Genomic DNA, 24,261 nt, shown 5'->3' with positions numbered 1-24,261 from the left:
GACGATGTGGGGGAGATTGGCGCAGCCGGTACTGACCCGCGATCAACTACCGCAATCAGGACGTCTGCTCCTGCAGGGCGGCCTTGGTGTTGAGTGCCGGGCCCGCCGGGATCAGGTCCGACCAGACCTTGGGCACCAGCACCGGCGCCGTGTCCTTGTAGCCCAGCCTGGCCTGGGCCTCGTTGACCTGCGGCTGGCTGTCGCCCTGCGGGCTCGCGGAGGGCGCCGGGGCCGGTGAGGCGCCAGAGGCCGGGCCGTCGTTGCCGGCCGGCACGAAGTAGCGCAGCCCGGTCTCGGTGATCAGGTAGTCGCTGCCGGAGCCCTGGGTGGAGGCGTCCACCGCGCGGTAGAACAGCCCGTGGCCCGGGCTGACATAGGCGCTGGCCGAGCCGGGCACGAAGGCGGCGGGGAAGTCGGCGCCGGCCCACACGCTCTGCTGCACGGCACCCCCGTTCATCCCTTCGAGGGTGGAGCAGATCACCGGACGGGCGGTACCCGGGTCGCCGCCGTTGACCGGAGCGGCCGGCTTGGCCGTCGGCCAGTCGGGCACCTTGGCCATCGGCCCCGAGGTGTCGAAGTCGCGACCGTAGCGGGCGTTGTCGGCCGGGGTGATCTCGGCGACGGTCGGGTTGCCCTGGTCGTAGGCGTAGCCGGTGACCGGCGCCTGCCGGATCAACTCGGCCTCGAAGGCCGTCACCTGGTAGAGCCGGTCGGTACCGACCACGTAGTAGGTCCCCTGCGAACTGACCAGCCTGCCCACGTAGCTCTGGTTGGGGTCGGAGAGCTGCACGCCGGAGCGGGTCTTGGCGGCGGTCATCCCCGGCACCTGCGGGAAGCCGATCGCACTGCCCGGGGTCAGCGTGCCCAGCCAGTCGTCGGTGACCTGCTCCGGCTTGGCCTGGTTGCCGAAGAGCGCGATCCGCAGCGCCCGCACGTCGGAGTCCGACATCCCCGGGGTGCCGATCACGTGCGAGCGGCCCGCCGAGTCCACCAGGTACTGGATGCCCGGCACGCCGTTCTTCTGCACCGCCTGCACGTAGAGCGACTGCCCCGCGTTCAGCAGCCGGTCGGGCCGCTCCAGAGTGGCCGCGTCCGCGCCGGCCGTCACGAAGACGCCCTGGTTGGGGTGGGAGTCGTCGGCCCCGGGCCGGTCACAGACCGACCACTTCTTGGCCGTGCCCGCGTCCGCGGCGCTCGGCAGCTTGTCGGGGGCGTACGGAATGCCGATCGTCGGACCGTGCGCCTTGTAGTTGTCGATCGCCGAGTCGGCGACGATGACCACGCTGGAGTCGGCCGGCAGCACCAGCTTCGCCGAGGACATGTTGAGCACCGGGTGCAGCATCTTGGTGCCGTCGGCGCTGGTCAGCACCACGTAGCGGGTCGTCGAATCCTTGCCCAGGATGACGTTCTTGCCGCTGTCCCAGCCTTCCGGAGCGGTCGGCTTGATCAGGCCCCAGAGCCCGAAGCCGGCCACCGCCACCACCGCCATCACCAGCGAGGGGAGCACCGCGCGGATCGGCCGCGGCGCGTCCTCGTCGCTACCACCACCGGCCGGCTGCAGGAAGGCGCCCACGGTGCGCTTTCGCGCGAAGGTGTAGGCGTTCAGCTCGTCCCTGCGTGATGCCATCGTGCTTGGCCCTCCCCTGTTGAGGCCGCCCGCTCGCCTCAGGTCCCTGGCGACCCTCTACGATGCGGCAGACGTGAGTACGGTACGGGTACTGTTCAGCACCCGGCCAACCGGGCCGTGACAGCGAATCAGAGAGGGTCACGCGGGGGAATGCCAAGCCAGACCGCGCAAGGGCGACGCAGGGCGGCACGGGGCAGGGGGGCCCGCCCGAACGGCACGACTCCCCCGCAGCCCACCGGAGTCCAGGACGGCGGTGGTGGCCCGGCCCCCGTCCCGGTGCGGGTGCACCCGCGCCCCGGACTGCTCGGCGGCCGGCTGCGACTGCAGCAACTGGTGCTGATCGAGGTCGCGGTGGCGCTGGTCGCGGTCGGCTGGACGGTCAACCGGGCGATGGCCGGGGCCTTCGCGGTGCCGGCCGTACTGCTGCTGGCGCTGGCCGTGGTGCCGGTGCGCGGGCGCAGCCTGCCCGAGGCGCTGCGGATCCGCTCGGCCCACCGCGCCCGCCGCCGCGAGGCGCCGAACCTGTTGCCGCCGCCCGGCAGCGACCCGGGCCTGGCGCCCGCGCTGGAGCTGGAACCCGCCCTGCGCACCTACACCCACGCCACCGAGACCGACGTCGGCGCGGGCCGCCCGGTGCGCCGCGAGACCGGCATGATCGGCGACGGCACCTTCCTCACCTCGGTGCTGCTGGTGCAGGCCAAGGACCAGCCGCTGCGCCCGATGCGCACCGCGCTGCCGCTGCCGCTGGACATCGTCTGCTCGGCGCTGCGGGTGGACGACATCGCGCTGGAGTCGGTGCAGGTGCTCCAGCACACCCAGCCCGCCCCGGCCCCGCACCTGCCCGAGCAGGCCCTGGCCACCCGCGCCTACCAGCAGCTGCCGGACGGGCTCAGCACCCCCGCCCTGCGCCTGACCTGGGTCGCCCTCAAGCTCGACCCGGAGCGCGCGGCCACCGCCGTGCTGGCCCGCGGCGGCGGCGAGGAGGGCGCCCGCAAGGCGCTGCAGCGGGTCACCGACCAGCTGGCCGGGCGGCTCAACGGCGCCGGATTCACCGCCACCGCGCTGGACGAGCGCCAGCTGATCGGCGCGCTGTCCATCGCCACCTGTGCCAACCCGCTGGCCACGGCCGGCCGCCAGGGCACCGGCAGCGGCGGCGGTGGCGTCACCCGCCGCACCCAGGAGAGCAGCCGGTTCTGGCGGGTCGACGACCGCTTCCACACCACCTACTGGATCTCCAAGTGGCCCCAGCTCAGCCACTCGCCCGGCGCGGGCGGCGGGGCCTCGGCCCCCGACCTGGTCAACCTGGCCACCGGCACACCCGCGCTGGCCAGCGTGTTCAGCCTGACCGCCCGGGCCGGCGCCGGTGACGCGGCCGCGATCAGCGGCCACGTCCGGGTGGTGGCCCGCAGCGAGGCCGACGTCGCCCAGTTCGGCCGGCTGCTGGAGCAGCGCGCGCAGAGCGCGGGCCTGGGCCTGTCCCGGCTGGACCAGGAGCAGGCACCCGGCCTGCTCGCCACCCTGCCTCTGGGGGGATGTGCCTGATGGCCTATCAGACCTACTCCGGCCAGAACCGGCCGCAGCCCGCCGACCGCACCGGGCCGCTGGCCCGGATCCGGGCCGGATTCGGCCTGCGCGGCCCGCGCCGCGAGCAGCACGTGCTCGGCCCCGAGGAACTGGCCGCGCTCTCCTTCCCGGTCGGCGACGACGGCGTGGTGATCGGTGAGGACCCGCACCGCCAGGCCGCGGTGCTCGGCCTGTTCCGGCCCAGCGCCTACGACGTGGTGCTGGTCGGCGGGGTGTGGACGGCACAGGTGATCGCGCTGCGGGCAGCCGCCACCGGCGCCCGGGTCGCGGTGGAGACCGCCCGGCCCCAGCTCTGGGCGCAGCTGGCACAGGCCGCCGGCGGCGGACAGCCGTGCGTGACCGTGCACCAGATCGGCCGGCTCGGCGCACAGGGCGCCTCGGTCTCGGCGCCGGTCCTGGTGGTGCGCGACCTGGGACCGCGCCCGCCGCGCAGCCGCCTGTCGGCCACTCCCTGGCAGTCCACGCTGACCCTGCTGCCGTTCCTGGGACCGAACGCGGCCCGGGTCATCAACTCGGCCGACCTGGTGGGGGTACAGCGGATCTCCCCGCCGGAGGCCGAACTGATCGGCCGGGTGCTCTCGTTCAGCAGCCAGGACGTGACCGCGTTGCCGCAGCTCGGCGACGACCTCACGCTCTGGGCCACCAGGATCCACCGGCAGTACGTGCGCACCGAGCCGGGCTCGGCCGAGCACCAGCTGCTGGGGCCGCCCCGCCGGGTGGACTGACCGGTACCCGATCGGCAGCCCGCCGCCCCGGCGCCGTCACCCCTACCGGTGACGGCGCCCAGCGGCCGGGCCCGGACGGATCCGCCCACGGCTGAGCCCGCGTCAGGTCGGACAAGTCCCGACGGCGCAGTCAACCTGGCGACGCACAGGTTCTAGTCTTGTGCCTACGGCACCGCGAACAGCGGCGGCGAACACGAGGGAGCCCAAGGTGAGCAGCGATCGGGACGGCGTCTACGTCGGCGACAACGCGGCGGCGGAGGACGACGACGACTGGTCCGACGCCCCCGACTACACTCCCCCGTCCTGGTACACGCAGGGCGAGGCGGCACCGGCGGCCGAGCCGCGGCCCGCGCCTGCTCCGGTGGGCGAACCCCAGCCGGCCTCCGCTGCGCCGGTCCCCGTGCCGATCCCCGCGCAGGCCGGGCCCGGCGGCGAGGCCGAGGTGCCGCCGGCGGCCGTGCCTGCGGCTGCCGTAGCCGCGGCTCCGGTCCCCTCGGACCCGGTCGCGCAGCCCCCCGTCCCGCAGACCGCCGTCCCGCAGACCACCGTGCCCCAGAGCGACGTGCCACGCGCCGCCGTCCCGCCGACCGCCGTGCCGCCGGTCGGCGGCGAGCCGGTGCCGGCCCCCCTGGCGACCCCGCAGGCCGTGGGCAGTGCCCCGGCCACGCCCGGCTTTCCCGGCCCGCCCGCCTGGCCGGGCGCCGAGCAGCAGCCGTACCAGGCCGGCCCGCCGCAGAACGCCCAGGGCCAGCCCGGCGTCCAGCAACCCGGCCTCCAGCAACCCGTCACGGCACCGCCCGCGCAGGCCTACCCCGCCGGCGCCTACCCCGCCGGCGCCTACCCGCCGCACCTGCAGCAGGGCCAGCCGCTCCCGCCCGCCCAGCCGCAACCGGGCCCGGAGGCCGCGCCGCCCGGCGTGCCGAACGCTCCCACCGCCGGCCCGCCGTGGGGCCAGCCGCACCCCGCCGCCCAGCCGGGCGTCCCGCAGGCGGGTCCGGTCGACCCGCGCCAGGGCGGCTGGCCGCAGTCCGGCCCGGCCCCGGCCGTGCCCACCGCCGGCCAGCAGCCGTACCCCGCGCCGATGGCCTACCCGCACCAGCAGGCCGTGCCGCAGGCCCCCGCCGCCTTCCAGCAGCCCGGCGGCCAGCAGCCGACCGCGCAGGGCGCCCCGCTCGGCTACACCGCGGCCGTGGAGCTCTCCTCCGACCGGCTGCTGCGCAACCAGCCCAAGCAGCAGCGCCAGGCGCCGCGGCTGAAGTTCGGCGGCAAGGCCGCGCAGGCCGAGCGCGAGCGCAAGCTCGGGATCATCCGCACCCCGGTGCTGAGCTGCTACCGGATCGCCGTGATCAGCCTCAAGGGCGGCGTCGGCAAGACCACGACCACCACCTCGCTCGGGGCCACGCTGGCCAGCGAGCGCCAGGACAAGGTGATCGCGATCGACGCCAACCCCGACGCCGGCACCCTGGGCCGCCGGATCAAGCGGCAGACCGGGGCGACCATCCGCGACCTGGTGACGGCCATCCCGCACCTGCGCAGCTACATGGACATCCGCCAGTACACCTCGCAGGACCTCAACAGCGGCCTGGAGATCCTGGCGAACGATGTCGACCCGGCGGTCTCCACCACCTTCAACGACTCCGACTACCGCCAGGTGATCGACGTACTGGGCCGCCAGTACCCGATCATCCTGACCGACTCCGGCACCGGCCTGCTGTACAGCGCGATGCGCGGGGTGCTCGACCTGGCCGATCAGCTGATCATCGTCGCGACCCCGAGCGTGGACGGCGCCAGCAGCGCCAGCACCACCCTCGACTGGCTGTCCGCGCACGGCTACGCCGACCTCGTCCAGCGCAGCATCACCGTGGTCTCCGGGGTCCGCGAGACCAGCAAGATGATCCGGATCGAGGACATCGTCGCGCACTTCCAGACCCGCTGCCGCGGCGTCGTGGTGGTGCCGTTCGACGAGAGCCTGGCGGCCGGCGCCGAGGTCAACCTGGACATGATGCGGCCCAAGGTCCGCGAGGCCTACTTCGAGCTGGCCACCCTGGTCGGCGAGGACATCATCCGGGCCCAGCAGGCCGCGGCGAGCGGCGGCTGGCAGCAGCAACAGCAGCCGGCACAGGGCGCGCCGCAGCAGGGGTGGCCCGGCCAGCCCGGACCGGCCCAGCCGCAGCCGTACGGCGCGCCCGGACCGGAGGCCGGCCAGCCCTGGGGCGCGCCGCAGGGCGGTGGCCCGGCCGGTGGGCAGCCCTGGGCGCCGCAGCCCGGCCAGCAGGGCTACGGCTACCCGGCGCAGGGCGCCCCGCAGGCGCCCCCGCCCCAGGGGTACGGCTACCCGCCGGCACCCGGGCCGGTGGCCCCCGGGCCACAGCCGGGCCCGGGCCAGTGGCCCCCGAGCCTGCCGATGCCCGCCCCCACCGACCCCGCGCAGCAGCCGCAACAGCAGCCGCAGCAGCCCGGCTACGGCTACCCGCCGCCACCGCCCCGGCAGTGACCGCACGCGACCGCGCCCGCCCCCATCGCTTCGGGGGCGGGCGCGGTCGCGTGCGGTGACGGCTCGTCAGTCCGTCGTGGTCAGCTCCCTGGCCTGCTTCACATCGGCGGCCATCCGGTCGAGCAGCGCTTCGATGGTGTCGAACTTCTCCATCCCGCGCAGGTAGGCGAGGAAGTCGACGGCCACGTGCAGCCCGTACAGGTCCAGGCCGACCCGGTCGATCGCGTAGGCCTCGACGGTGCGGTGGGTGCCGTCGAAGGTGGGGTTGGTGCCCACCGAGATGGCGGCCGGCATCCGCTCGCCGTCGGCCGTCAGCCAGCCCGCGTACACCCCGTCGGCCGGGACGGCGCTGTGCGGCACCACGTCCACGTTGGCGGTCGGGTAGCCCAGGTCGCGCCCGCGCTGCGCACCGCGCACCACGATGCCCTCGACCCGGTGCGGCCGCCCCAGCACCTCGGCCACCGCGCCCATCTCACCGGCCGCGACCAGCCGGCGGGCCAGCGTGGAGGAGAAGGGCTCGCCGCCACCGGCCGCGCCGCGCACCTGGAGGTCGAGCACCTCGACCTCGAAGTCCGCCTCCTGGCCCAGCTCGGCCAGCAGCGCGACATTGCCGGCCGCCTTGTGGCCGAACCGGAAGTTCGGCCCCTCGATCACCAGCCGCGCGTGCAGTGCGTCCACCAGCACCTGCTGGACGAACGTCTGCGGCGACTCCTTCGAGAACTCCGCCGTGAACGGCAGCACCAGCACCGCGTCCACGCCGAGGGTCGCCATCAGCTCGGCCCGGCGCGGGTGCGGGGCCAGCAGCGGCGGGTGGCTGCCGGGGCGCACCACCTCGCTCGGGTGCGGGTCGAAGGTCACCACGACGGCCTTGGCGCCCAGCTCACCCGCCCGGGCGACCGCCCGGTTGATGATCAGCTGGTGCCCCAGGTGCACCCCGTCGAACGAGCCGATGGTGACGACGCTGCGTCCCCAGTCGCCGGGAATCTCCTCCAGGCCACGCCAGCGCTGCACCCTGACCGCTCCTCTTCTCACATGCTCACACTCGAACCCCTATAGCGTGCCATGCGCCGCTCCGCGCTCCGGCACCGGAACACCCGCTGCGCGCGGCAGCGCGGCGATGACCGGCCGCACGGCCGTGCGTTCGGCCTCGGCCGCCGCGTACTGCGGGTCGCGGCCCTGCGCGAGGAGCACGCGCATCCGGGCCAGCAGCGGACCGCCCGTGGGCGGGTGCGAGTCGAGGGGCCACTCGGCGAGCAGTTGGGCGAAGTCGGCGGCCCGGCCCGCGCAGCACACCAGCAGCGCGTCCCAGCGCTCCGGGCCGCCCGGGCCCTGGGCCCAGGCGTCGGCGATCCGGCGCACCATCGCCCGGGCGCGCTGGGGGTCCTGGCGGGCGGTGGTGTTGGCCAGCCGCTCCAGGGCGGGCGCCAGCACCACCGGATCCCGCTCGGTGACCAGCAGCCGGTCCAGGAACTCGCCGCGCAGCACCTCCCCGGCCGCCGGGCCCCGCACCGGCCCGGTCGCGGTCGCGGTCGGCGAGGCCGCCGGCGCCGCGGCCCCCGGGGTGGCCAGGACCAGCGCGAAGGCCTGCCGGACCGACGCCGGCCGCTCCCCCGGCGGCGCGCCCAGCAGCGCGGTGAGATCGCCCCGGGCGGCCGTACCCAGGGCGAGCCGCCGGTTGAGGTACTCGGCCACCAGCTCGGCCCGCTCGGGGCGGGCCCGCAGCAGGCGCCCGGCCAGCCGGGTGGCCGGGTCGGGCAGCGAACCGGGCGCCGCCACCGCGCCGGCCCCGGGCGCGCCGACTCCGGGCGCGGCGTCCGCGAGCACCCGCAGCACGGCCGCGGCAGAGCCGCCGGGCAGCGCCAGCCGCGCCTCGAACGCGTCGAGGACGGCGGCCGCGTCGGTGGCCAGCGCCACCGCGAGGGCCGCCGGCGGGACGAACGGATCGTCGGCCGCGTACGCGCGCAGCGCGCCCGGCAGATGGCGGGCGCGAGTGACCGGATCGCGGACCAGCAGGGCGAGCGCGGCGCCGTGCAGGCCGGGCTCCGCCTCCCGGGCGAGCAGGGTCAGCGCGGTGTGGCGCAGCAGCTCGACACCCGCGCCGGTGGCGTAGGGCGCGGTGCGCAGGGCGTGCACGGCGGCGGCCACATGGCGCTCGGGACGCGGGTCGTGGCTCCAGCGGTCGACCGCGCGGCAGAGCGCGGAGGGCTCCTCCACCGCGAGCACGGTCAGCAGCGCGTCGGCGCGCGGGTGCCCGGCCGCCACCAGGGCCTCCGTCAACTCGTCCACCGCGAGGGCCCGATGGGCGTAGAGCAGGTCGTGGGCGAGGTCGGCGACGGTGCCGCCGGGGCGGGCGGGCAGGCCGCGGCCGTCCTCGAACCAGCGGCACAGCAGCGGGAAGGCCGCGGGGCCCGCGGCGGCGAGCCGGGCCGCGGCCGAGCCGAGAAATCCCTGCTCGGGGCCGTCCGCCCGGCTCAGGGAGCGCAGCAGCGTCCAGTGGAGCTCATCGGGCAGTGCGAGGGCCTCCCAGAACTCCGGTCCGAACCGGGCCAGTTCGACGCAGCCCGGGCCGTGCGACAGGCCCTGGCCCAGGGCCGCGAAGCCGCCCGTGCCCGCGGCGGCCTGCGCGATCCGCTCCGCCATCCGCTGGAGCAGCTCCTGATGGGCCGCCGGCTCCGGACCGACGCGCAGTGCGGTGGCCAGCAGGCGGGCCGCCCACCAGCGCCGCTCCTGGTCGAGCTCCGCCGCCGCAGGGGTCGCCGCGGGAGTCACCGCGGCGCTCGCCGCAGAGGCCGTCGCAGAGGCCGTCGCAGAGGTCGTCGCAGAGGTCGTCGCCACGGCCGGGCCGGCGGGCGGCCCAGCGGCGGTCAGCGCGTCCCAGAGCCGGTGCAGCCAGGGTTCCAGCCCCGCCGCCCCATGGCTCTCCCCGAGGGCGCGCAGCGCCGCCTCCACCGCACCGACCCGGTGCCGGGGCACCGCACGCCGCGCGCCGCCCTGCTCGCCGCCGGCCAACAGCAGGCGCAGCGCGGCGTCCAGGTCCAGATGGGTGCCCTGCAGCCAGTCCGCCACCTGCGCGTGCGCCAGCCAGTAGCCGTCTCCGGCCGGCACGAAGAGCCCCTCGCCCAGCACCGCGCGGGCCCAGCCGCCGGGCGGGAACAGCTCCTCGAAGGCGTTCCTCCCCAGACCGCCCTGGCCCGCGCCGAGCATCCGGCGGGCAGCCTCGTGCACCCGCCCGGCCACCACCGCGGCCAGCCGGCGCACCCGCTCCGGCGCGACGACCGGCCCGGGCGCCCGCGCCGCGCTCCCCTTGCGATGCGAGGCGGGCCGGTCCCCCTCCCGGGCCAGTTGCCCGGCGATCCGCAGGCAGCGCAGGTCGAGCCAGCCCTGGTACAGCTCGGCCGCGCTCGCCCCCGTCGGGTCCACCCCCGCCGCCCGCAGTTCTCCCGCCAGCCGGAGCAGCAGCGGGCTCACCGCCAGCCGCTCCCATCTGTCCTGATGAATCGTCACATCATAGTGCTGGGCGGCCAGTTCGAGCGCCACGCCGGTCAGCGGGCGGAGCCGGTGCAGCCGCACCGGCTCGGGGCCGCCGCCGAGCCCACCACGACCCACCAGCCCACCACTGCCCACGAGCCCGGCCTCGACCTGCGGCCCGTACCGCTCCCAGCTCTCCGGGCGGCAGGCCACCAGCAGCCGCACCCGGGCGGCCACCAGCCACTCGATGGTCGCCGTCCACCAGGCGGTGCCGAGCACTCCGGGCGACTCCTCGGGCCCGTCCAGCACCACCAGCAGGGGCCGCCCGCCGGCCGCACAGACCTGGGCCACCGCCACCTCGTCCACCAGCTCCGATGACCCCGCCGAGTGCTGCTCCCGCTCGGCGAGCCCGGCCAGCGCGCGGCCGAGGGGCGCTCGCAGGCAGCGGTCGGCGGCCCGCAGGTCCGCGCCGCGCAGCCAGAGGGTGGGCAGCGGCCGGGCGCCCGCCGAACGGCGGACCGCGAGCGCGGCCAGCTCGGTGCTCCCGCCGCTGCCCGGCTCGCCGACCAGGACGGTCAGCACCGCGGCCGGCTCCTCGCCGGCCAGGCCGTCCGAGCGCTCCACCCGGTCGGCGGCCAGCTCGCCGATCCGCCCCGGCCCGGCGCAGGCCGTTGCCAGCTGGCGGGCGGTCAGCCCGAGGGCGCCGCCCAGGTTGAGCGAGTGGCCGTAGGCCGGCGCGGCCACCGCGTTGCGGGCCAGCAGCTCGGCCAGGGCCGGCGGGCCCAGCGAACGGGCGGTGGCGAGCGGGATCACGCCGGTCAGCCCGGCCGGCAGGCCGCGCAGGCCCGGCGCCAGCAGGCCGAGGACCACCCCGGTGACGGGGTCGAGCACCGGCAGGCCGGGAATCGGTGCGAGGCCCGGCGGCAGTTCGAGCAACAGCACCCCGGCCAGCAGGCGGGCCGGCGCCGCGCCCGAGGTCAGCGCGGCCGCCGTGCCGCGCATCACACCCGTCACGGCGGGTGCCCCGGGGACGAGGACCTGCTGCCCCGGCTCGTCGGCCACCCCGGCCTCCGGCGAAGGACCGGCCTCGGCCACCGGCAGCGGTTCAGCCGCGGCCTGCGGGCCGTCCCGCGCCACCGTCAGCCAGGCCAGGCCCAGCTCGGGACAGCGTGCCAGGGTCCCCGGGCCGACCGTGTGCCACGCCCCGGCGGCCGTGCGGACCCGCAGGCCCGCGCCGTCGGCCGGCTGCTCGGCCACCACCTCGTCGGCGGTCAGTACCGTGCCGCGCGCGTCCGCCCAGAACCCGTAGCCGAGCGGGCGCCCGGCACCCGTGCTGATCGCCACCAGCGCCCCGTCGGGGTCCGCCGGCCCGCCACCCCGCAGACCACCCGCCATCGTGCTGCCCTCCCCGGCGGCCCCGGTGGGCACCCGTTCGGGCCCGTCACCGCTGCCGTGCTCGCCGCGAGGAGCCTGCCCGGGCAAGGGGCCGGGCGACCCCGGCCACACCGTTCACCACGGGCTTTCACCTCGCGCGCTCGCCCATTCGAGTGAGCACGGTCCAGGTGAGTCCAGCGGGAGCGTGGTGCCGGCCGACGAAAGTGCTGTCAGCCGACGAAGACCGCCACCGGCTTGGCCTGCCCGCGCTGCTCCTCGACCAGGGCGAGGAACTGCTCACCGGGCCCGAACACCGCGATCGGCCCGTCCACCCCGAGCCCCGGCGCGGGCAGCCGCACACCGGTCGACAGCCGGCGCGCGTCCTCCTCGCCGACATCCCAGCGCGGGAAGGCGGCGGCCGCGGCCTCGCCGATCGGCAGCACCGTGAGCTGCTCCTCCAACTGCTCCAGGGTGTGCGCGGACTCCACCCCGTACGGCCCGACCCTGGTGCGGCGCAGCGCCGTCAGGTGGCCGCCGACGCCCAGCGCGCTGCCCAGGTCGCGGGCGAGCGCCCGGATGTACGTCCCGGAGGAGCACTCCACGGTGACGTCCAGGTCGAGCACCGGCGTGCCGTCCTCGGCCACGGCCTCGCGCAGCTCGTGGACGGTGAAGGAGTGCACTGTGGTGGGCCGGGCCGGCAGCTCGAAGTCCTCGCCCTCCCGCACCCGGTGGTACGAGCGCTTGCCGTCGATCTTGATCGCGCTGACCTTGGACGGTACCTGCATGATCTCGCCGGTCAGCACCGCGATCTGCTCGTCGATCGCCGCCCGGCTCACCCCGCCGGGCGCCTCCCAGCGCACCGGAACCGAGGCGGTGACCTCGCCCTCCCGGTCGTCGGTGATGGTGGTCTGGCCGAGCCGGACGGTCGCCTCGTAGGTCTTGGCGGTGAGCATCAGGTGGCCGAGCAGCCGGGTGGCGCGCTCGACGCCGATCACCAGCACCCCGGTGGCCATCGGGTCCAGGGTGCCGGCGTGGCCGACCTTCCGGGTCCCGGCGAGCCGGCGCAGCCGGGCGACCACGCCGTGCGAGGTGATGCCTTCGGGCTTGTCCACGATGACCAGGCCGTCAGGGCCGGTGCCTTTGCGCTTCATCAGTTCTTTCTCTGCACAGTTTGCCAACCATGGTTCCGGGGCCCGCAACGCCTGCGGACCCCGCACAACGCGCCCGGCCGGTACGCCCGGCCGAGCCGCCTCAGCGCACCGCCCGCCCCAGCGCCGCCCGGAACCGGGCGACCGCGCTCGGCGCGTCCCCCCGGACCGAGAAGCCGGCCGCGAACGCGTGCCCGCCGCCGCCCAGCTCGCCGCAGACCGCGGCGACGTCGACGGCGCCCTTGGCCCGGCAGGAGCCGCGCAGCGTGCCGTCCGGGTCCTGCTTGAGCACCAGCGCGACCTCCGCCTCGGCGGGCTTGCGCAGCACGTCGATCAGACCCTCGATCTCCTCCACCGGGACGCTGAACAGTGCCAGGTCCTGGTAGGGCACCCAGGTCCACACCAGCCCCAGCCCGCCCGCGGCCTCGGGCTCGTAGACCGCGCGGTCCAGCGCGGCGGCCAGCACCTTGAGGTAGCCGAACGAGGTGGTGTCCCAGAGCCGGCGGGAGATCAGATCCTGCCGGATCCCGGTGGCCAGCAGCCGTCCGGCCAGCTCATGGGTGGCCGGCGTGGTGCCGGCGTACTTGAACGAGCCGGTGTCGGTGGCCACCCCCGTGTACAGGCAGGTGGCGATGGACTGGTCCAGCCGGACCCCCAGCCGCCGCAGCAGCTCGTCGACCAGCACCGCGGTGGCCGGCGCGCTCGGATCGATGATCCGGTGGCTGCCGAAGCCGGGGTTGGAGGCGTGGTGGTCCAGCACCACCAGGTGCCGCGCGGCGAACGCCTTCTCGCGCAGCAGCCCGAGCCGCCCCTCGGAGGCGACGTCGAAGCAGAGCACCAGCTCCGGCCGCTCCGGTACCTCGGCGGCCGGCACGATCAGCTCCTGCCCGGGCAGGAAGGAGAGTGACTCCGCGATGACCTGCGGGTCGTCACCGAAGGAGACCCGCACCCGGTGGCCGAGCGCACGCAGGCCGAGCCCGGCCGCCAGGGCCGAGCCGAGCGCGTCGCCGTCGGGGGTGATGTGGCAGATCAGGTCGATCACCGGGCTCTGCTCGACGAGTGCCACGATCCGCCGCCACTCCCGCTCGAAATCGAGCGGTGACTCCTCGCGAGGCGCCGGAAGCACCGCGAGGGCGTCCTCCACCGGGTGGGTGGAGAACGCCCTCGCCGAACCGGCCGCCGCCGGCTCACCTGCCATGACTACTCGTCCTCGTCCGCGTCGTCGTGCTCGGCGGCCCGCTTGTACGGGTCGGCGTCACCGGCGTACTGCGCGCCGGCGGCGGCGGAACGCACCGCCGCGTCGGAGCTGCGGACCTTGTCCAGCAGATCGTCGATGGTGCGCGCGGTGTCCGGCAGCGCGTCCGCGACGAAGGTCAGCGACGGGGTGAAGCGCACCCCGGTCTGCTTGCCGACCTCGGAGCGGAGCACGCCCTTGGCACTCTCCAGCGCGGCCGCCGTCGCCTCCCGCTCGGTCTCGTCGCCGAAGACCGTGTAGAAGACCGTGGCCTCCCGCAGGTCACCGGTGACGCGGGTGTCGGTGATGGTCACGAAGCCCAGGCGCGGGTCCTTGATCCGCCGTTCCAGGGTCTCCGCGACGACCACCTGGATTCGGTCGGCGAGCTTGCGCGCCCTTGCGGTGTCGGTCACGTTGCCTCCTCGTGCAGTGGGCGCGGTACGTGGGGCGCCGCAGCGCCCCGCGGGGCCCACGCCCCAACGTACCGGCCCGCGCTCAGCCTTGTGAGCGCTCTCGGTCCTCGTCGGTGTGATGGTGGCGACTGTCCGGGGTCGGTCGTCGGCCATCCGCCGATCTCAATCATCGTCGTCGCCGTAGTAACGCCTGCGGGCAGCAAGCAGCTGCACCTCGGGGCGGCCGGCGACCAACCGCTCGCAACTGTCCAGGATCTCGGTGACAAAACGGTGTTCGCCGGAGACCACCGCCAGGCCGATCTCGGCCCGGCGGTGCAGATCCTGGTTTCCGACTTCCGCGGCGCAGACGCTGTACTTGCGCTGCAGTTCGGCCACGATGGGCCGCACGATCGAGCGCTTCTCCTTGAGCGAGTGAACGTCGCCGAGAAGCAGGTCGAAGGTGAGTGTTCCCACGAACATGTGTGACAGGTCTCGCCGACCTGAGGGCCTCGTAGGACCCCCGTGCGACCACGGGGGCTGATGTCGAGGACCCTACACAGCGAGACCGGGGCCGGTCGACGGGAATTCCCGCCGACCGGCCCCGGCTACCGATGAGCCTTACGAGCGCGGCTTCTCGCGCATCTCGAAGGTCTCGATGACGTCGTCCACCTTGATGTCGTTGAACGACCCCAGGGTGACACCGGCCTCGAAGCCCTCGCGGACCTCGGTCGCGTCGTCCTTGAAGCGGCGCAGACCCTCGATGGTGAGGCTCTCCGCCACGACCTTGCCGTCGCGGATGAGGCGCGCCTTGGCGTTGCGGCGCAGCAGGCCCTCGCGGACGATGACACCCGCGATGTTGCCGAACTTGGAGCTGCGGAAGACCTCGCGGATCTCCGCGGAACCGAGGCGCACCTCCTCGTACTCCGGCTTGAGCAGGCCCTTGAGCGCCGCCTCGATCTCCTCGATCGCCTGGTAGATGACCGAGTAGTACCGGACGTCGACGCCCTCGCGCTCGGCCGCCGTGCGAGCACGGCCCTCGGCGCGGACGTTGAAGCCGATGATGATGGCGTCCGAGCCCATCGCCAGGTCCACGTCGGACTCGGTGATCGCACCCACACCGCGGTGCAGGATGCGGAGCTCGACCTCCTCGCCCACGTCCAGCTTGACCAGCGCGTCCTCAAGGGCCTCCACCGAACCGGAGACGTCACCCTTGATGATCAGGTTGAGCTGCTGGATACCGCCGGCCGCGATCGCCTGGTCCAGGTTCTCCAGGGAGATCCGCAGCGGACGCTTGGCGAACATGGCGTTGCGGTCACGGGCCGAACGCTTCTCGGCGATCTGGCGCGCGGTGCGGTCGTCGTCGACAACGATGAAGCTGTCGCCGGCGCGCGGCACCGAGGTCAGACCGAGCAGCAGGACCGGACGGGACGGGCCCGCCTCGGCGACGTTCTTGCCGTTCTCGTCCAGCATGGCGCGGACGCGGCCGTGGGCGTCACCGACGGCGATCGAGTCGCCGACGCGGAGCGTACCGCGCTGGACCAGGACGGTCGCCATGGCGCCGCGGCCCTTGTCCAGGTGCGCCTCGATGGCGATACCCTGCGCGTCCTGCTCGGGGTTGGCCCGCAGGTCCAGCGAGGCGTCCGCGGTCAGGACCACGGCCTCCAGCAGCTGGTCGATGTTCAGGCCCTGGCGCGCGGAGATGTCGACGAACATGGTGTCGCCGCCGTACTCCTCGGCCACCAGACCGAACTCGGTCAGCTGACCGCGGACCTTGGTCGGGTCGGCACCCTCGACGTCGATCTTGTTGACCGCGACCACGATCGGCACACCGGCGGCCTTGGCGTGGTTGAGCGCCTCGACCGTCTGCGGCATGACACCGTCGTTGGCCGCGACCACCAGGATCGCGATGTCGGTGGACTTGGCACCACGGGCACGCATGGCGGAGAAGGCCTCGTGACCGGGGGTGTCGAGGAAGGTGATCTTGCGCTCCTCCCCGTTCACCTCCGCCGACACCTGGTACGCACCGATGTGCTGGGTGATGCCACCGGCCTCGCCGGCCACCACGTTGCTCTTGCGGATCGCGTCGAGCAGGCGGGTCTTACCGTGGTCGACGTGACCCATGACGGTCACCACCGGCGGACGCGGCATGAGCTCGTCCTCGTCGCCCTCGTCGGCACCGAAGTCGATGTCGAAGGACTCGAGCAGCTCACGGTCCTCGTCGTCCCGGCTGACGATCTCCAGGATGAAGCCCATCTCGCCGGCCAGCAGCTCGAGGGTGGCGTCCGCGACCGACTGGGTCGCGGTGACCATCTCACCGAGGTTGAACATCACCGAGACGAGCGCGGCCGGGTTGGCGTTGATCTTCTCCGCGAAGTCCATCAGCGAGGCACCACGCGACAGGCGGACGGTCTGCCCGTTGCCGCGAGGCAGCATCACACCGCCGACGGACGGGGCCTGCATGGCCTCGTACTCCTGGCGCCGCTGACGCTTCGACTTGCGGCCACGGGCCGGACGACCGCCCGGGCCACGACCGAAGGCACCCTGCGTGCCACCACGGGCACCCGGGCCACCGGGACGGCCGCCGAAGCCACCGGGACGGGCACCGCCGCCACCGAAGCCACCGCCGCCGCCGGCACCGCCACCCGGACGGGGGCCGCCGAAGCCGCCGCCACCGGCCGGACGCGAGCCCGGACCGGCCGGACGACCGGCGAAGCCGGGACGGGCGCCGCCACCGGCACCCGGACCACCCGGACGGCCGCCGGGGCCACCGGGACCACGGCCACCGGGGCCCGGACGCGGGCCGGTGCCCGGGCCGGGACGCTGCGGCATCATGCCGGGGTTGGGACGCGGCATACCGGACGGGCTCGGGCCACCGGGGCGCGGGCCGGCCGGACGCGGCATCCCGTCGGGACGCGGCGCACCGGCGCCGGGGGCACCGGCGGGACGCGGACGGTCGCCACCGGGACGCTGCGGGCGGTCGCCCGGAGCACCGGCGGGACGCGGACGGTCGCCACCGGGACGGGGGGCACCCGCACCGGGAGCACCGGCGGGACGCGGACGGTCGCCACCGGGACGCTGCGGGCGGTCACCGGGAGCACCGGCCGGACGCGGACGGTCGCCCTGCGCACCCTGACGGCGCTCGCCGGGACGCGCCATGCCGGTCGCACTGCCCGAGGTGAAGGGGTTGTTGCCCGGACGCGGACCCGCGGGACGCGGGCCGGGACGGGCGCCACCGCCGGCCGCGGAACCGCTGGGACGCGAAGCCGGGGCAGCAGCGGCGGGACGCGCGGGGGCGGCCTCGCCACCGGCCGGAGCCGGCGAGGAGAACTCGGCCGCAGGGGCCGCCGGAGCAGCCGCAGTGGCCGGACGCGCCGCCGGGCGCGGGCCCGGGGTCGGGGCGCCGGCCGGCCGCGCTGCCGGAGCGGGGGCTGCCGGAGCAGCCGAGGCCGCCGGAGCAGCCTGGGCCACCGGAGCAGCCGGAGCCGCCGCGGCGGGGGTGGGACGGGGGCCGGGGGTCGCGGCGGGGCGCGGACCCGGCGTGGGGGCTCCCGGCTTGGGTGCGGCCGAGGCGGCACCGCCGGGGGTGGGCGCCGCGGGCTTCCGCGGGCCAGGCTTAGCGGAGGAACCACCGGAGGGCGGCGTCGCTCCCAAAGCGTCAGTCAACTTGCGCACAACCGGCGCCTCGATCGTCGAGGACGCCGAACGGACGAACTCACCGAGCTCGGTGAGCTTGGCCATGACGGCCTTGCTCTCCAAGCCAAGCTCCTTGGCGAGTTCGTATACCCGGACCTTAGCCACTTCGCTCCTGTCTATAAGTCCGGGGCAGTTGTCCGCCGGACCGTCGCTACTTCATGGGCGTACTCATCGCGTACTCATCGAGTGCTCATCGCAATCTCGACCTACTTCCATCTCGCGAGGTACCTGACTTGTGGCGCGGTGCACCGAGGTGCGCGCGCCGTGCTCTGTACGGTGGTTCTCCCCCGTGTCCACGAGGGTGGTGCCCTGCGCTCCGACCGGGGCCCGGCCTTGCTGGTCAGGGCGCCGCAGCGCCGTTCGCCCGGGCCTCGAGCCACTCCCGTAGCGCCTCCGTGTCGAGCGTTTCCTGGAGCCGGAAGGCCCTCGGGAACGCCCGGCGGCGGACCGCCAGGTCGAGACAGGCCGGATCGGGGTGCAGATACGCGCCCCGGCCGGGCAGCGAACCCTGAGGATCGGGGACGCAGCCGCCCTCGATCGCCCTGATTCGCAACAGCTCTTGCTTGGCCGCTCGCTTGCGGCAGCCCACGCAGGTGCGTTCAGGGCATGCGCGGACACGCGTCCGGCCGGACACCATCAAGTCTACCCCTCCGCAGGGACTGACCGCGGCCCCGTCGATCAGGACGGGGCCGCTGCACGTGATTGACAACACCGCTACTCGGCGGCGGATTCCCTGCCCGGCTCGGCACCGAGGGTCTCGGTGTCCGGCCGGATGTCGATCCGCCAACCGGTGAGACGGGCGGCCAGACGGGCGTTCTGCCCCTCCTTGCCGATCGCCAGCGACAGCTGGTAGTCGGGCACGATCACCCGGGCGGAGCGCTGGGCGTAGTCCACGATCTCGACCTTCGTCACCCGCGCGGGCGACAGGGCGCTGGCCACCATCTCGGCCGGGTCCTCGGACCAGTCCACGATGTCGATCTTCTCGCCGTGCAGCTCGGCCATCACGTTGCGCACCCGGCCGCCCATCGGGCCGATGCAGGCGCCCTTGGCGTTCAGGCCGGCCCGGCGCGAGAAGACGGCGATCTTGGTGCGGTGACCGGCCTCACGGGCGATCGCGGCGATCTCGACGCTGCCGTCGGCGATCTCCGGGACCTCCAGCGCGAAGAGCTTGCGCACCAGGTTGGGGTGAGTGCGCGAGAGCGTCACCGAGGCACCGCGCACGCCGCGGCGCACCGCCACCACGTAGCTGCGCAGCCGGGTGCCGTGCTTGTACTCCTCGCCGGGGACCTGCTCCTGCGGGGGCAGGATGGCCTCCAGCTTGCCGATGTCGACCAGCACGTTCTTCGGGTCGCTGCCCTGCTGGACGACACCGGTGACGATGTCGCCCTCCTTGCCCGCGTACTCGCCGAAGGTCTGGTCGTCGGCGGCGTCCCGCAGACGCTGCAGGATCACCTGCTTGGCCGTGCTGGCGGCGATCCGGCCGAAGCCGCTCGGGGTGTCGTCGAACTCCTTGGGCTCGACGCCCTCCTCCAGCTCGCTCGCGTCCTCAAGCGCCCACACGGTCACGTGCCCGGTCTTGCGGTTCAGCTCGACGCGGGCGCGGCGGCGCGAGCCCTCGGTCCGGTGGTACGCGATGAGGAGCGCCGACTCGATCGACTCGACCAACAGGTCGAACGGGATGTTCTTCTCGGTCACCAGCCCACGCAGGGCACTCATGTCGATGTCCACGGCTACGCCTCCTCTGCTCTGCTCTTCTTACTCACTGCTCGTCGCGGTCGGCGTGCGCGCCGGCGCTGTCCTGCTCGGTCTCGGTCCCGGCGGCCTCGCCGTCGGCTCCGGCCTCCTCGGACTCCGCGTCGTCCGTCTCCTCGAACTCCGCGTCGTCGGCGAGCAGCTGCTCGTCCTCCTTGCGGTTGAACTCCACCTGGATCCGGGCCTTGGCGACCTCGGTGAACTCCAGGCGGCGCTCCTTGGCGCGGCCACGGCCCTTGACGGGCTGCACCTCGACCAGCGCGCCGTCCTCGTCGCTCGACAGGATCCGGACGATGATCTCGCCGCCCTCGACGAGCTGGACCTTCACCAGGCGGCCGGCATTGCGGCGCCAGTGGCGGGGCTCGGTGAGCGGGCGGTCCACGCCCGGGGAGCCGACCTCCAGCAGGTACGCGGCGTTGCCCATCAGGTCGCTCTCGTCGAGCGCCTGACCCACCTCACGGCTGAACTCGGCGATCGCATCCAGATCCACGCCGCCGTCCGCGTCCACGTCGATCTGCACCTGGCGGCGGCTGCCGGCCTGGGTCACCTTGACTTCCTCAAGGTCCAGACCGGCGCGCTCGGCCAGCGGTGCCAACAGGGCACGCAACCGATCGGTGGGGGTGGTGCTCATCCGGGTGACTCCTCGGCCGCGTCTGCTGTTGTCAGAAGGTCGTAACTCGACCCAAAGCCTATCGGGTCGACCCCCGAACCGCCGATTCCGACCAGGCCGGGCACCTGGGCGAGAGCCCGCGGCGGCGCCGGAGCGCGCCCCCGCGCTCGGCGGCTCAGTGTCGGACGGTACGGTCGAGCGGGGCGGGCACAACTCTTTCACCTGATGGATACGCGCTGGTTCCCATCCTCAGTCATGGCCGCGGGGGCGTTCGGCGACTTCCGCACGACCTCCTGGAGCGCGTCGATGCAGTCCCCCAGCCGGCGGACCTTCCTGGCCTCCGGGGCCCTGGCCGTCGCCGGGCTCCTGGCCGCCTGCACCTCCTCGGGCGGCAGGTCCGACGGGTCCGGCGGGCCGGGCGGCGGTGGGAAGGCCAAGCCCGACCCGGACCTGGCGCTGCGCACCAAGGCGGTGGCCGCCACCGACGCGCTGCTCGCCCAGTACGCGCCGCTCACGGGTACCGGCGGCGCGCCGGTACCCGCACTGCGTGCGGAGGTGGAGGCCCAGCGGGCCGCGCTGGCCGCCGGGCTGCCGGCCGGCGCCGGCTCGCCCTCCGGCAGTGCCGCCGCGCCCTCGCCGAACGCCACCGCCTCGGGCGCCGGGGCGTCGAGCAGCCCCGGCACACCGGGCGGCCTGGCGGCGCTGGCCGCCGCCGAGTGGAGCACCGCGCAGGCCCGGCTGACCGACCTGGCGGCCGCCTCCCCCGAGCTGGCCCGCCTGTTGGCCTCGGTCTCGGCGGCCGGCGCGCTGCACGCGGTCGAGCTGGGCGACCAGAGCCCTCTGGCGGCGAGTGCGCCGCCGGCGCCCTCCCCCGCCCCTGGCGCGGCCGGCTCCCCCGCGGCCGGCAGTTCGCCGGCCGGCGCTGCCAACGCTCCGTCAGGCCCTGCCTCGCCCAGCGCCGCCGCCTCCAACGGCTCCCCGGCGAGCCCCGCCTCGCCCGGCGCCGGGTCGGCCGCGCTCCCGGCCGGGGCGCTGACGGCGCTCCAGGCGGCGCTGGCCGGCGAACACACCGCCGTCTACGCCTTCGGGGTGATCGCGGCCAGGATCGGCCCCGGCCCCAAGCGCGACGACGCCCGCTCCTGCTACGCCGCCCACCAGGCCCGCCGGGACGCCTGGCAGCGCCTGCTCTCCGGCGCGGGTGCGACCCCGACCGCAGCCGCGCCCGGCTACCAGCTCCCGTTCGCCGTCACGGACACCGCCTCGGCCGGCCGGCTGGCCGCTGAGATCGAGACCCGGTTGACGGCCGTCTACGCCGACCTGGTGGCGGCCGGCTCCGGCTCGCTGCGACTGGACGCGGCCACCGCGCTGCGCGCCTGCACCCTGCAGGCCGGCCACTGGGGCGCCGCCCCGGGCGCGCTGCCCGGCCTGCCCGCGAAGGCGGCCCCCAGCGCGTCGACGAGCCCGACGCCAAGCCGCTGACCAGCGCGGCTCCCCGGTGGCGAGCCGCGCTGGGCGGACAATGGACGGGTAGCGCCAGGGGGAGCCGAGGTGGAAGGTCAGCATGTCGCCAGCAGCAGGGAAGTGCACCGTACCGGACCGACTGCGGATGAGCGTGCTGGCCCGCCAGGGCGAGGCCGGCGCCGACTGGCTGGCGGCGCTGCCGGACCGGATCGCCCGCCAACTGGAGCGCTGGGAGCTCACCCTGGACCGGGTCGCCGAACCCGGCGGCCGGCTCAGCCTGATCGGCTACGTGCGGCGCGCGGACAACACGCCCGCGGTGCTCAAGGCCGGCCTGGTCACCGCCGAGACCGCCCAGGAGCCCGCCGCGCTCGCCCACTGGGCCGGCCGCGGCGCGGTGCTGCTGCTGGACGCCGACCCGCCCGAGGGCTTCCTGCTGCTGGAGCGCCTGCACGGCGAGATCCCGCTGCGCTCGCTGGCCGAGGCGAAGGCGATGCTGGAGGCCTGCGGCCTGCTCCAGCGATTGTGGAGCGACCCCGGCCCGCACCACTCGTTCGGCTCGGTGGCCGAGCATGTCGCCGTCCGCTCCCAGTGGCTGGCCGAACACCCGGCGCTGGCACAGGAGTTGGATGCCGGTCCACTGGTGGAGGCGGCGGTGCGCACCGCCGCCGAGCTACTGGACTCTGCTGAGGAGACCTTTCTGCTGCACGGCGACTTCCACCACGGCAACGTGATGGCCGCCGACCGATCGCCGTGGCTGGCCATCGACCCGCAACCGCTGGTCGGCGAACGCGCCTTCGACCTGGCCTGGCTGGCCCAGGACCGCAAGGAGACACTGGCCGCCGCCCCCGGTCCCGAGGGCGCGCTGCGCCGGCGCCTGCGCCGGCTCGCCGAAGCGGTGGAGGTGGACCTGGAGCGGCTGCGCGGCTGGGTGCTCTTTCGCAGCGTGGCGGCCGGCCTCGCCTCGCTGGCGGCCGGCGACCGGGCGGCGGCCGAGCTCTACCTGGAGTTCGCGGGGCGGCTGTAGCCGGCACGGTCCAGCAGCGGCAGCCGGGCACCCATCACGGCGTAGGGCCGGTCGGTGTTGGGGAACCGCACCGCACGGGCCAGGTCGCGGTAGCCCAGCGAGCGGTAGAGCCGGCGGGCGGGCGTCTCGGCGTCGATCGCGGACAGGATGCTGCGCGACAGACCGGAGCGCTCGCACAGACTGCGGATCAACGTGCTGCCCAGGCCCTGCCCCTGGTACTCGGGCAGCACGTGCAACTCGGTGACGGCGAAGACGTCGTCCAGCCAGTCGCCGTGCCCGCGGGCCTCCAGGTACGGCTCGATCACCGTGCTCCACCAGTGCTCGCGCAGGTTGGGCATGCCGTAGCCGAAGCCGACCAGCCGGCCCGCGCGCATCGCGCCGAGCGCGACCACCCCGGGCTGCAGGGCGTGCCGCCCCACGATGTGCAGCCGTACCGCGATCTCCGACGGCGAGAGCCCGAAAGCCGCCGCCTGCACCTCCAGCGCGTACGGTGCCCAGGCCGCCAGGTCGATCGGCTGGACGGTCACCTCGGTCAGCTGCTCCATGGCCGGGAGGTTACTCCCTCCCGGCGATCACCGAGGCGAACACCGCAGACTCTCAGAAGAGCACCGACATGAAGGCCCCGACCTCGCGGAAACCCACCCGGTGGTAGGCGGCGCGGGCCGGCAGGTTGTAGTCGTTGACGTAGAGGCTGACCACCGGGGCGACCTCGCGCAGCGCGATGTCGAGCACGGCGGCCATGCCGCTCTCGGAGAGCCGGCGGCCACGGTGGGCGGGGGCGACCCAGACCCCCTGGATCTGGCAGGCCCCCTGGGTCACCGCGCCGATCTCGGCCTTGAAGATCACCTCGCCCTGCTCCGAGATCCGCGCGAACGAGCGGCCACCGCTGACCAGTTCGGCCACCCGGGCCTGGTAGAGCAGGCCGCCGTCACCGGCCAGCGGGGAGACCCCGACCTCCTCGGTGAACATCGCCACACAGGCCGGCATCAGCAGGTCGATCTCGTCCTTGCGGACCCGCCGCACCAGCGGGTCGGGCGCGACCCCGGCAGCGGGCTCGGTGGTGGCCAGCAGCGGCTGACGGGCCCGCACCTCGCGGGCCGGGCCCCAGCTGGGCTCCAGCAGCTCCCACAGCGCGGCCGTCGGCCCGGCGGGGCCGACGATCGAGGAGCAGCGCCGCCCCTGGCGGCGGGCCCGCTCGGCGAAGGCCCGCACGGCCTGCGGCCCGGCGTTGATCGGCACCAGGTTGGCCCCGGCGTAGCAGAGCGACTCCAGCCGTCCGTCCGGGCCGAACCAGCCCCACATCTCGCCGCCGAGCCGCCACGGGTCCAGGCCGACCGCCTCGACCCGGGTGGCCACGAAGGCGTTGGCGACCGGGTCCCGGCGCAGCACCGCCAGGGTGTCGGCGAGGTCGGGACCCTCCAGCACCCGGGTCGCCTCCCCCGGCCTGCGGCCGGCGGGACCCCCATGGCCGCGGATGGCCTGCTTCGCGCCGGGGAGCATCACACCTCGATCGAGCACAGCGCCTCATCCACCGTCATTCGGCGGCGATCACGGTCGGAGCACCGGAGGCGACGCCGTCTGCCTGCATCTGCTCGGCCAGCTTGAGGGCCTCCTCGATCAGGGTCTCGACGATCTTCGACTCGGGCACGGTCTTGATCACCTCGCCCTTCACGAA

The 24,261-nt window shown here is 74.9% G+C and carries 18 protein-coding genes and 1 pseudogene; 5 read left to right on the top strand and 14 right to left on the bottom strand.

Features of this window, described 5'->3' with window-relative positions:
- Window positions 1-55: 55 nt before the first annotated feature.
- The gene (eccB, locus tag ACFZB9_RS35875) at window positions 56-1,627 is read right to left on the bottom strand and encodes a type VII secretion protein EccB (RefSeq protein WP_391454223.1); all 1,572 of its coding nucleotides are present in this window, start codon (window positions 1,625-1,627) and stop codon (window positions 56-58) included.
- Window positions 1,628-1,777: 150 nt separating this feature from the next.
- Here eccB and eccE point away from each other — a divergent pair, with 150 nt between their 5' ends.
- The 3 genes from eccE (at window position 1,778) to ACFZB9_RS35860 (ending at window position 6,430) form a co-directional block, all read left to right on the top strand.
- The gene (gene eccE, locus ACFZB9_RS35870; RefSeq protein WP_391454221.1) at window positions 1,778-3,169 is read left to right on the top strand and encodes a type VII secretion protein EccE; all 1,392 of its coding nucleotides are present in this window, start codon (window positions 1,778-1,780) and stop codon (window positions 3,167-3,169) included.
- Window positions 3,169-3,936 (top strand): hypothetical protein, encoded by a 768-nt coding sequence (locus ACFZB9_RS35865; RefSeq protein WP_391454219.1) that lies wholly within the window; start codon window positions 3,169-3,171, stop codon window positions 3,934-3,936. The genes eccE and ACFZB9_RS35865 overlap by 1 nt, the downstream gene beginning before the upstream one ends.
- A 208-nt stretch (window positions 3,937-4,144) precedes the next feature.
- On the top strand, window positions 4,145-6,430 hold the full coding sequence (locus ACFZB9_RS35860; protein ID WP_391454217.1) for an AAA family ATPase: 2,286 nt from the start codon (window positions 4,145-4,147) through the stop codon (window positions 6,428-6,430).
- Between the two features lie 66 nt (window positions 6,431-6,496).
- Here ACFZB9_RS35860 and ACFZB9_RS35855 read toward each other — a convergent pair whose 3' ends face one another.
- The 10 genes from ACFZB9_RS35855 to rimP all read right to left on the bottom strand — a co-directional run bounded on the left by ACFZB9_RS35855 (window position 6,497) and on the right by rimP (window position 20,122).
- Window positions 6,497-7,441, bottom strand: a complete 945-nt coding sequence (locus ACFZB9_RS35855; RefSeq protein WP_391454216.1) for a bifunctional riboflavin kinase/FAD synthetase — start codon at window positions 7,439-7,441, stop codon at window positions 6,497-6,499.
- 39 nt (window positions 7,442-7,480) lie between these two features.
- Window positions 7,481-11,293, bottom strand: coding sequence for a serine protease (locus ACFZB9_RS35850; protein WP_391454214.1), 3,813 nt, complete (start codon window positions 11,291-11,293; stop codon window positions 7,481-7,483).
- Between the two features lie 209 nt (window positions 11,294-11,502).
- Entirely contained in the window at window positions 11,503-12,423 is a 921-nt protein-coding gene (gene truB, locus ACFZB9_RS35845) for a tRNA pseudouridine(55) synthase TruB (RefSeq protein ID WP_391454213.1), read from the bottom strand.
- Between the two features lie 100 nt (window positions 12,424-12,523).
- Entirely contained in the window at window positions 12,524-13,618 is a 1,095-nt protein-coding gene (locus ACFZB9_RS35840) for a bifunctional oligoribonuclease/PAP phosphatase NrnA (protein WP_391454212.1), read from the bottom strand.
- A 2-nt stretch (window positions 13,619-13,620) separates the two neighbouring features.
- Window positions 13,621-14,067: a 30S ribosome-binding factor RbfA gene (gene rbfA / locus ACFZB9_RS35835; protein WP_391454211.1), complete on the bottom strand. Its 447-nt coding sequence runs from the start codon at window positions 14,065-14,067 to the stop codon at window positions 13,621-13,623.
- Window positions 14,068-14,229: 162 nt separating this feature from the next.
- Entirely contained in the window at window positions 14,230-14,526 is a 297-nt protein-coding gene (locus ACFZB9_RS35830; protein ID WP_184935330.1) for a DUF503 domain-containing protein, read from the bottom strand.
- 138 nt (window positions 14,527-14,664) lie between these two features.
- Window positions 14,665-17,844, bottom strand: coding sequence for a translation initiation factor IF-2 (gene infB / locus ACFZB9_RS35825; RefSeq protein WP_391454210.1), 3,180 nt, complete (start codon window positions 17,842-17,844; stop codon window positions 14,665-14,667).
- 235 nt (window positions 17,845-18,079) lie between these two features.
- Window positions 18,080-18,373, bottom strand: coding sequence for a YlxR family protein (locus tag ACFZB9_RS35820; protein ID WP_391454243.1), 294 nt, complete (start codon window positions 18,371-18,373; stop codon window positions 18,080-18,082).
- Between the two features lie 80 nt (window positions 18,374-18,453).
- Complete coding sequence (nusA, locus tag ACFZB9_RS35815) at window positions 18,454-19,467, bottom strand: transcription termination factor NusA (RefSeq protein WP_391454209.1); 1,014 nt, start codon at window positions 19,465-19,467, stop codon at window positions 18,454-18,456.
- Window positions 19,468-19,498: 31 nt separating this feature from the next.
- Window positions 19,499-20,122 (bottom strand): ribosome maturation factor RimP, encoded by a 624-nt coding sequence (rimP, locus tag ACFZB9_RS35810; RefSeq protein ID WP_391454208.1) that lies wholly within the window; start codon window positions 20,120-20,122, stop codon window positions 19,499-19,501.
- Between the two features lie 285 nt (window positions 20,123-20,407).
- On the opposite strand from rimP, the gene ACFZB9_RS35805 reads away from it, so the two are divergent.
- Both ACFZB9_RS35805 and ACFZB9_RS35800 read left to right on the top strand, forming a co-directional pair.
- Window positions 20,408-21,580, top strand: a complete 1,173-nt coding sequence (locus ACFZB9_RS35805) for a ferritin-like domain-containing protein (RefSeq protein ID WP_391454207.1) — start codon at window positions 20,408-20,410, stop codon at window positions 21,578-21,580.
- A gap of 82 nt (window positions 21,581-21,662) precedes the next feature.
- Window positions 21,663-22,586, top strand: coding sequence for an aminoglycoside phosphotransferase family protein (locus ACFZB9_RS35800; protein ID WP_391454206.1), 924 nt, complete (start codon window positions 21,663-21,665; stop codon window positions 22,584-22,586).
- Here the strand turns inward: ACFZB9_RS35800 and ACFZB9_RS35795 are convergent.
- From ACFZB9_RS35795 to ACFZB9_RS35785, 3 genes and pseudogenes are all read right to left on the bottom strand, one after another.
- A complete protein-coding gene (locus ACFZB9_RS35795) occupies window positions 22,559-23,131 on the bottom strand; it encodes a GNAT family N-acetyltransferase (RefSeq protein WP_391454205.1) in 573 nt (190 codons plus the stop codon). The genes ACFZB9_RS35800 and ACFZB9_RS35795 overlap by 28 nt on opposite strands.
- A 52-nt stretch (window positions 23,132-23,183) precedes the next feature.
- Window positions 23,184-24,104, bottom strand: coding sequence for a GNAT family N-acetyltransferase (locus tag ACFZB9_RS35790; protein WP_391454204.1), 921 nt, complete (start codon window positions 24,102-24,104; stop codon window positions 23,184-23,186).
- Between the two features lie 16 nt (window positions 24,105-24,120).
- Window positions 24,121-24,261, bottom strand: a pseudogene (locus ACFZB9_RS35785) (4-hydroxy-3-methylbut-2-en-1-yl diphosphate synthase); the annotation flags it as partial.

It is taken from the genome of Kitasatospora sp. NPDC008050 (genome assembly GCF_042957465.1).
GTDB lineage: Bacteria > Actinomycetota > Actinomycetes > Streptomycetales > Streptomycetaceae > Kitasatospora.
The sequence above is the reverse complement of the archived record's forward strand: the minus strand, read 5'-3'. Positions and strand labels throughout refer to the sequence as shown.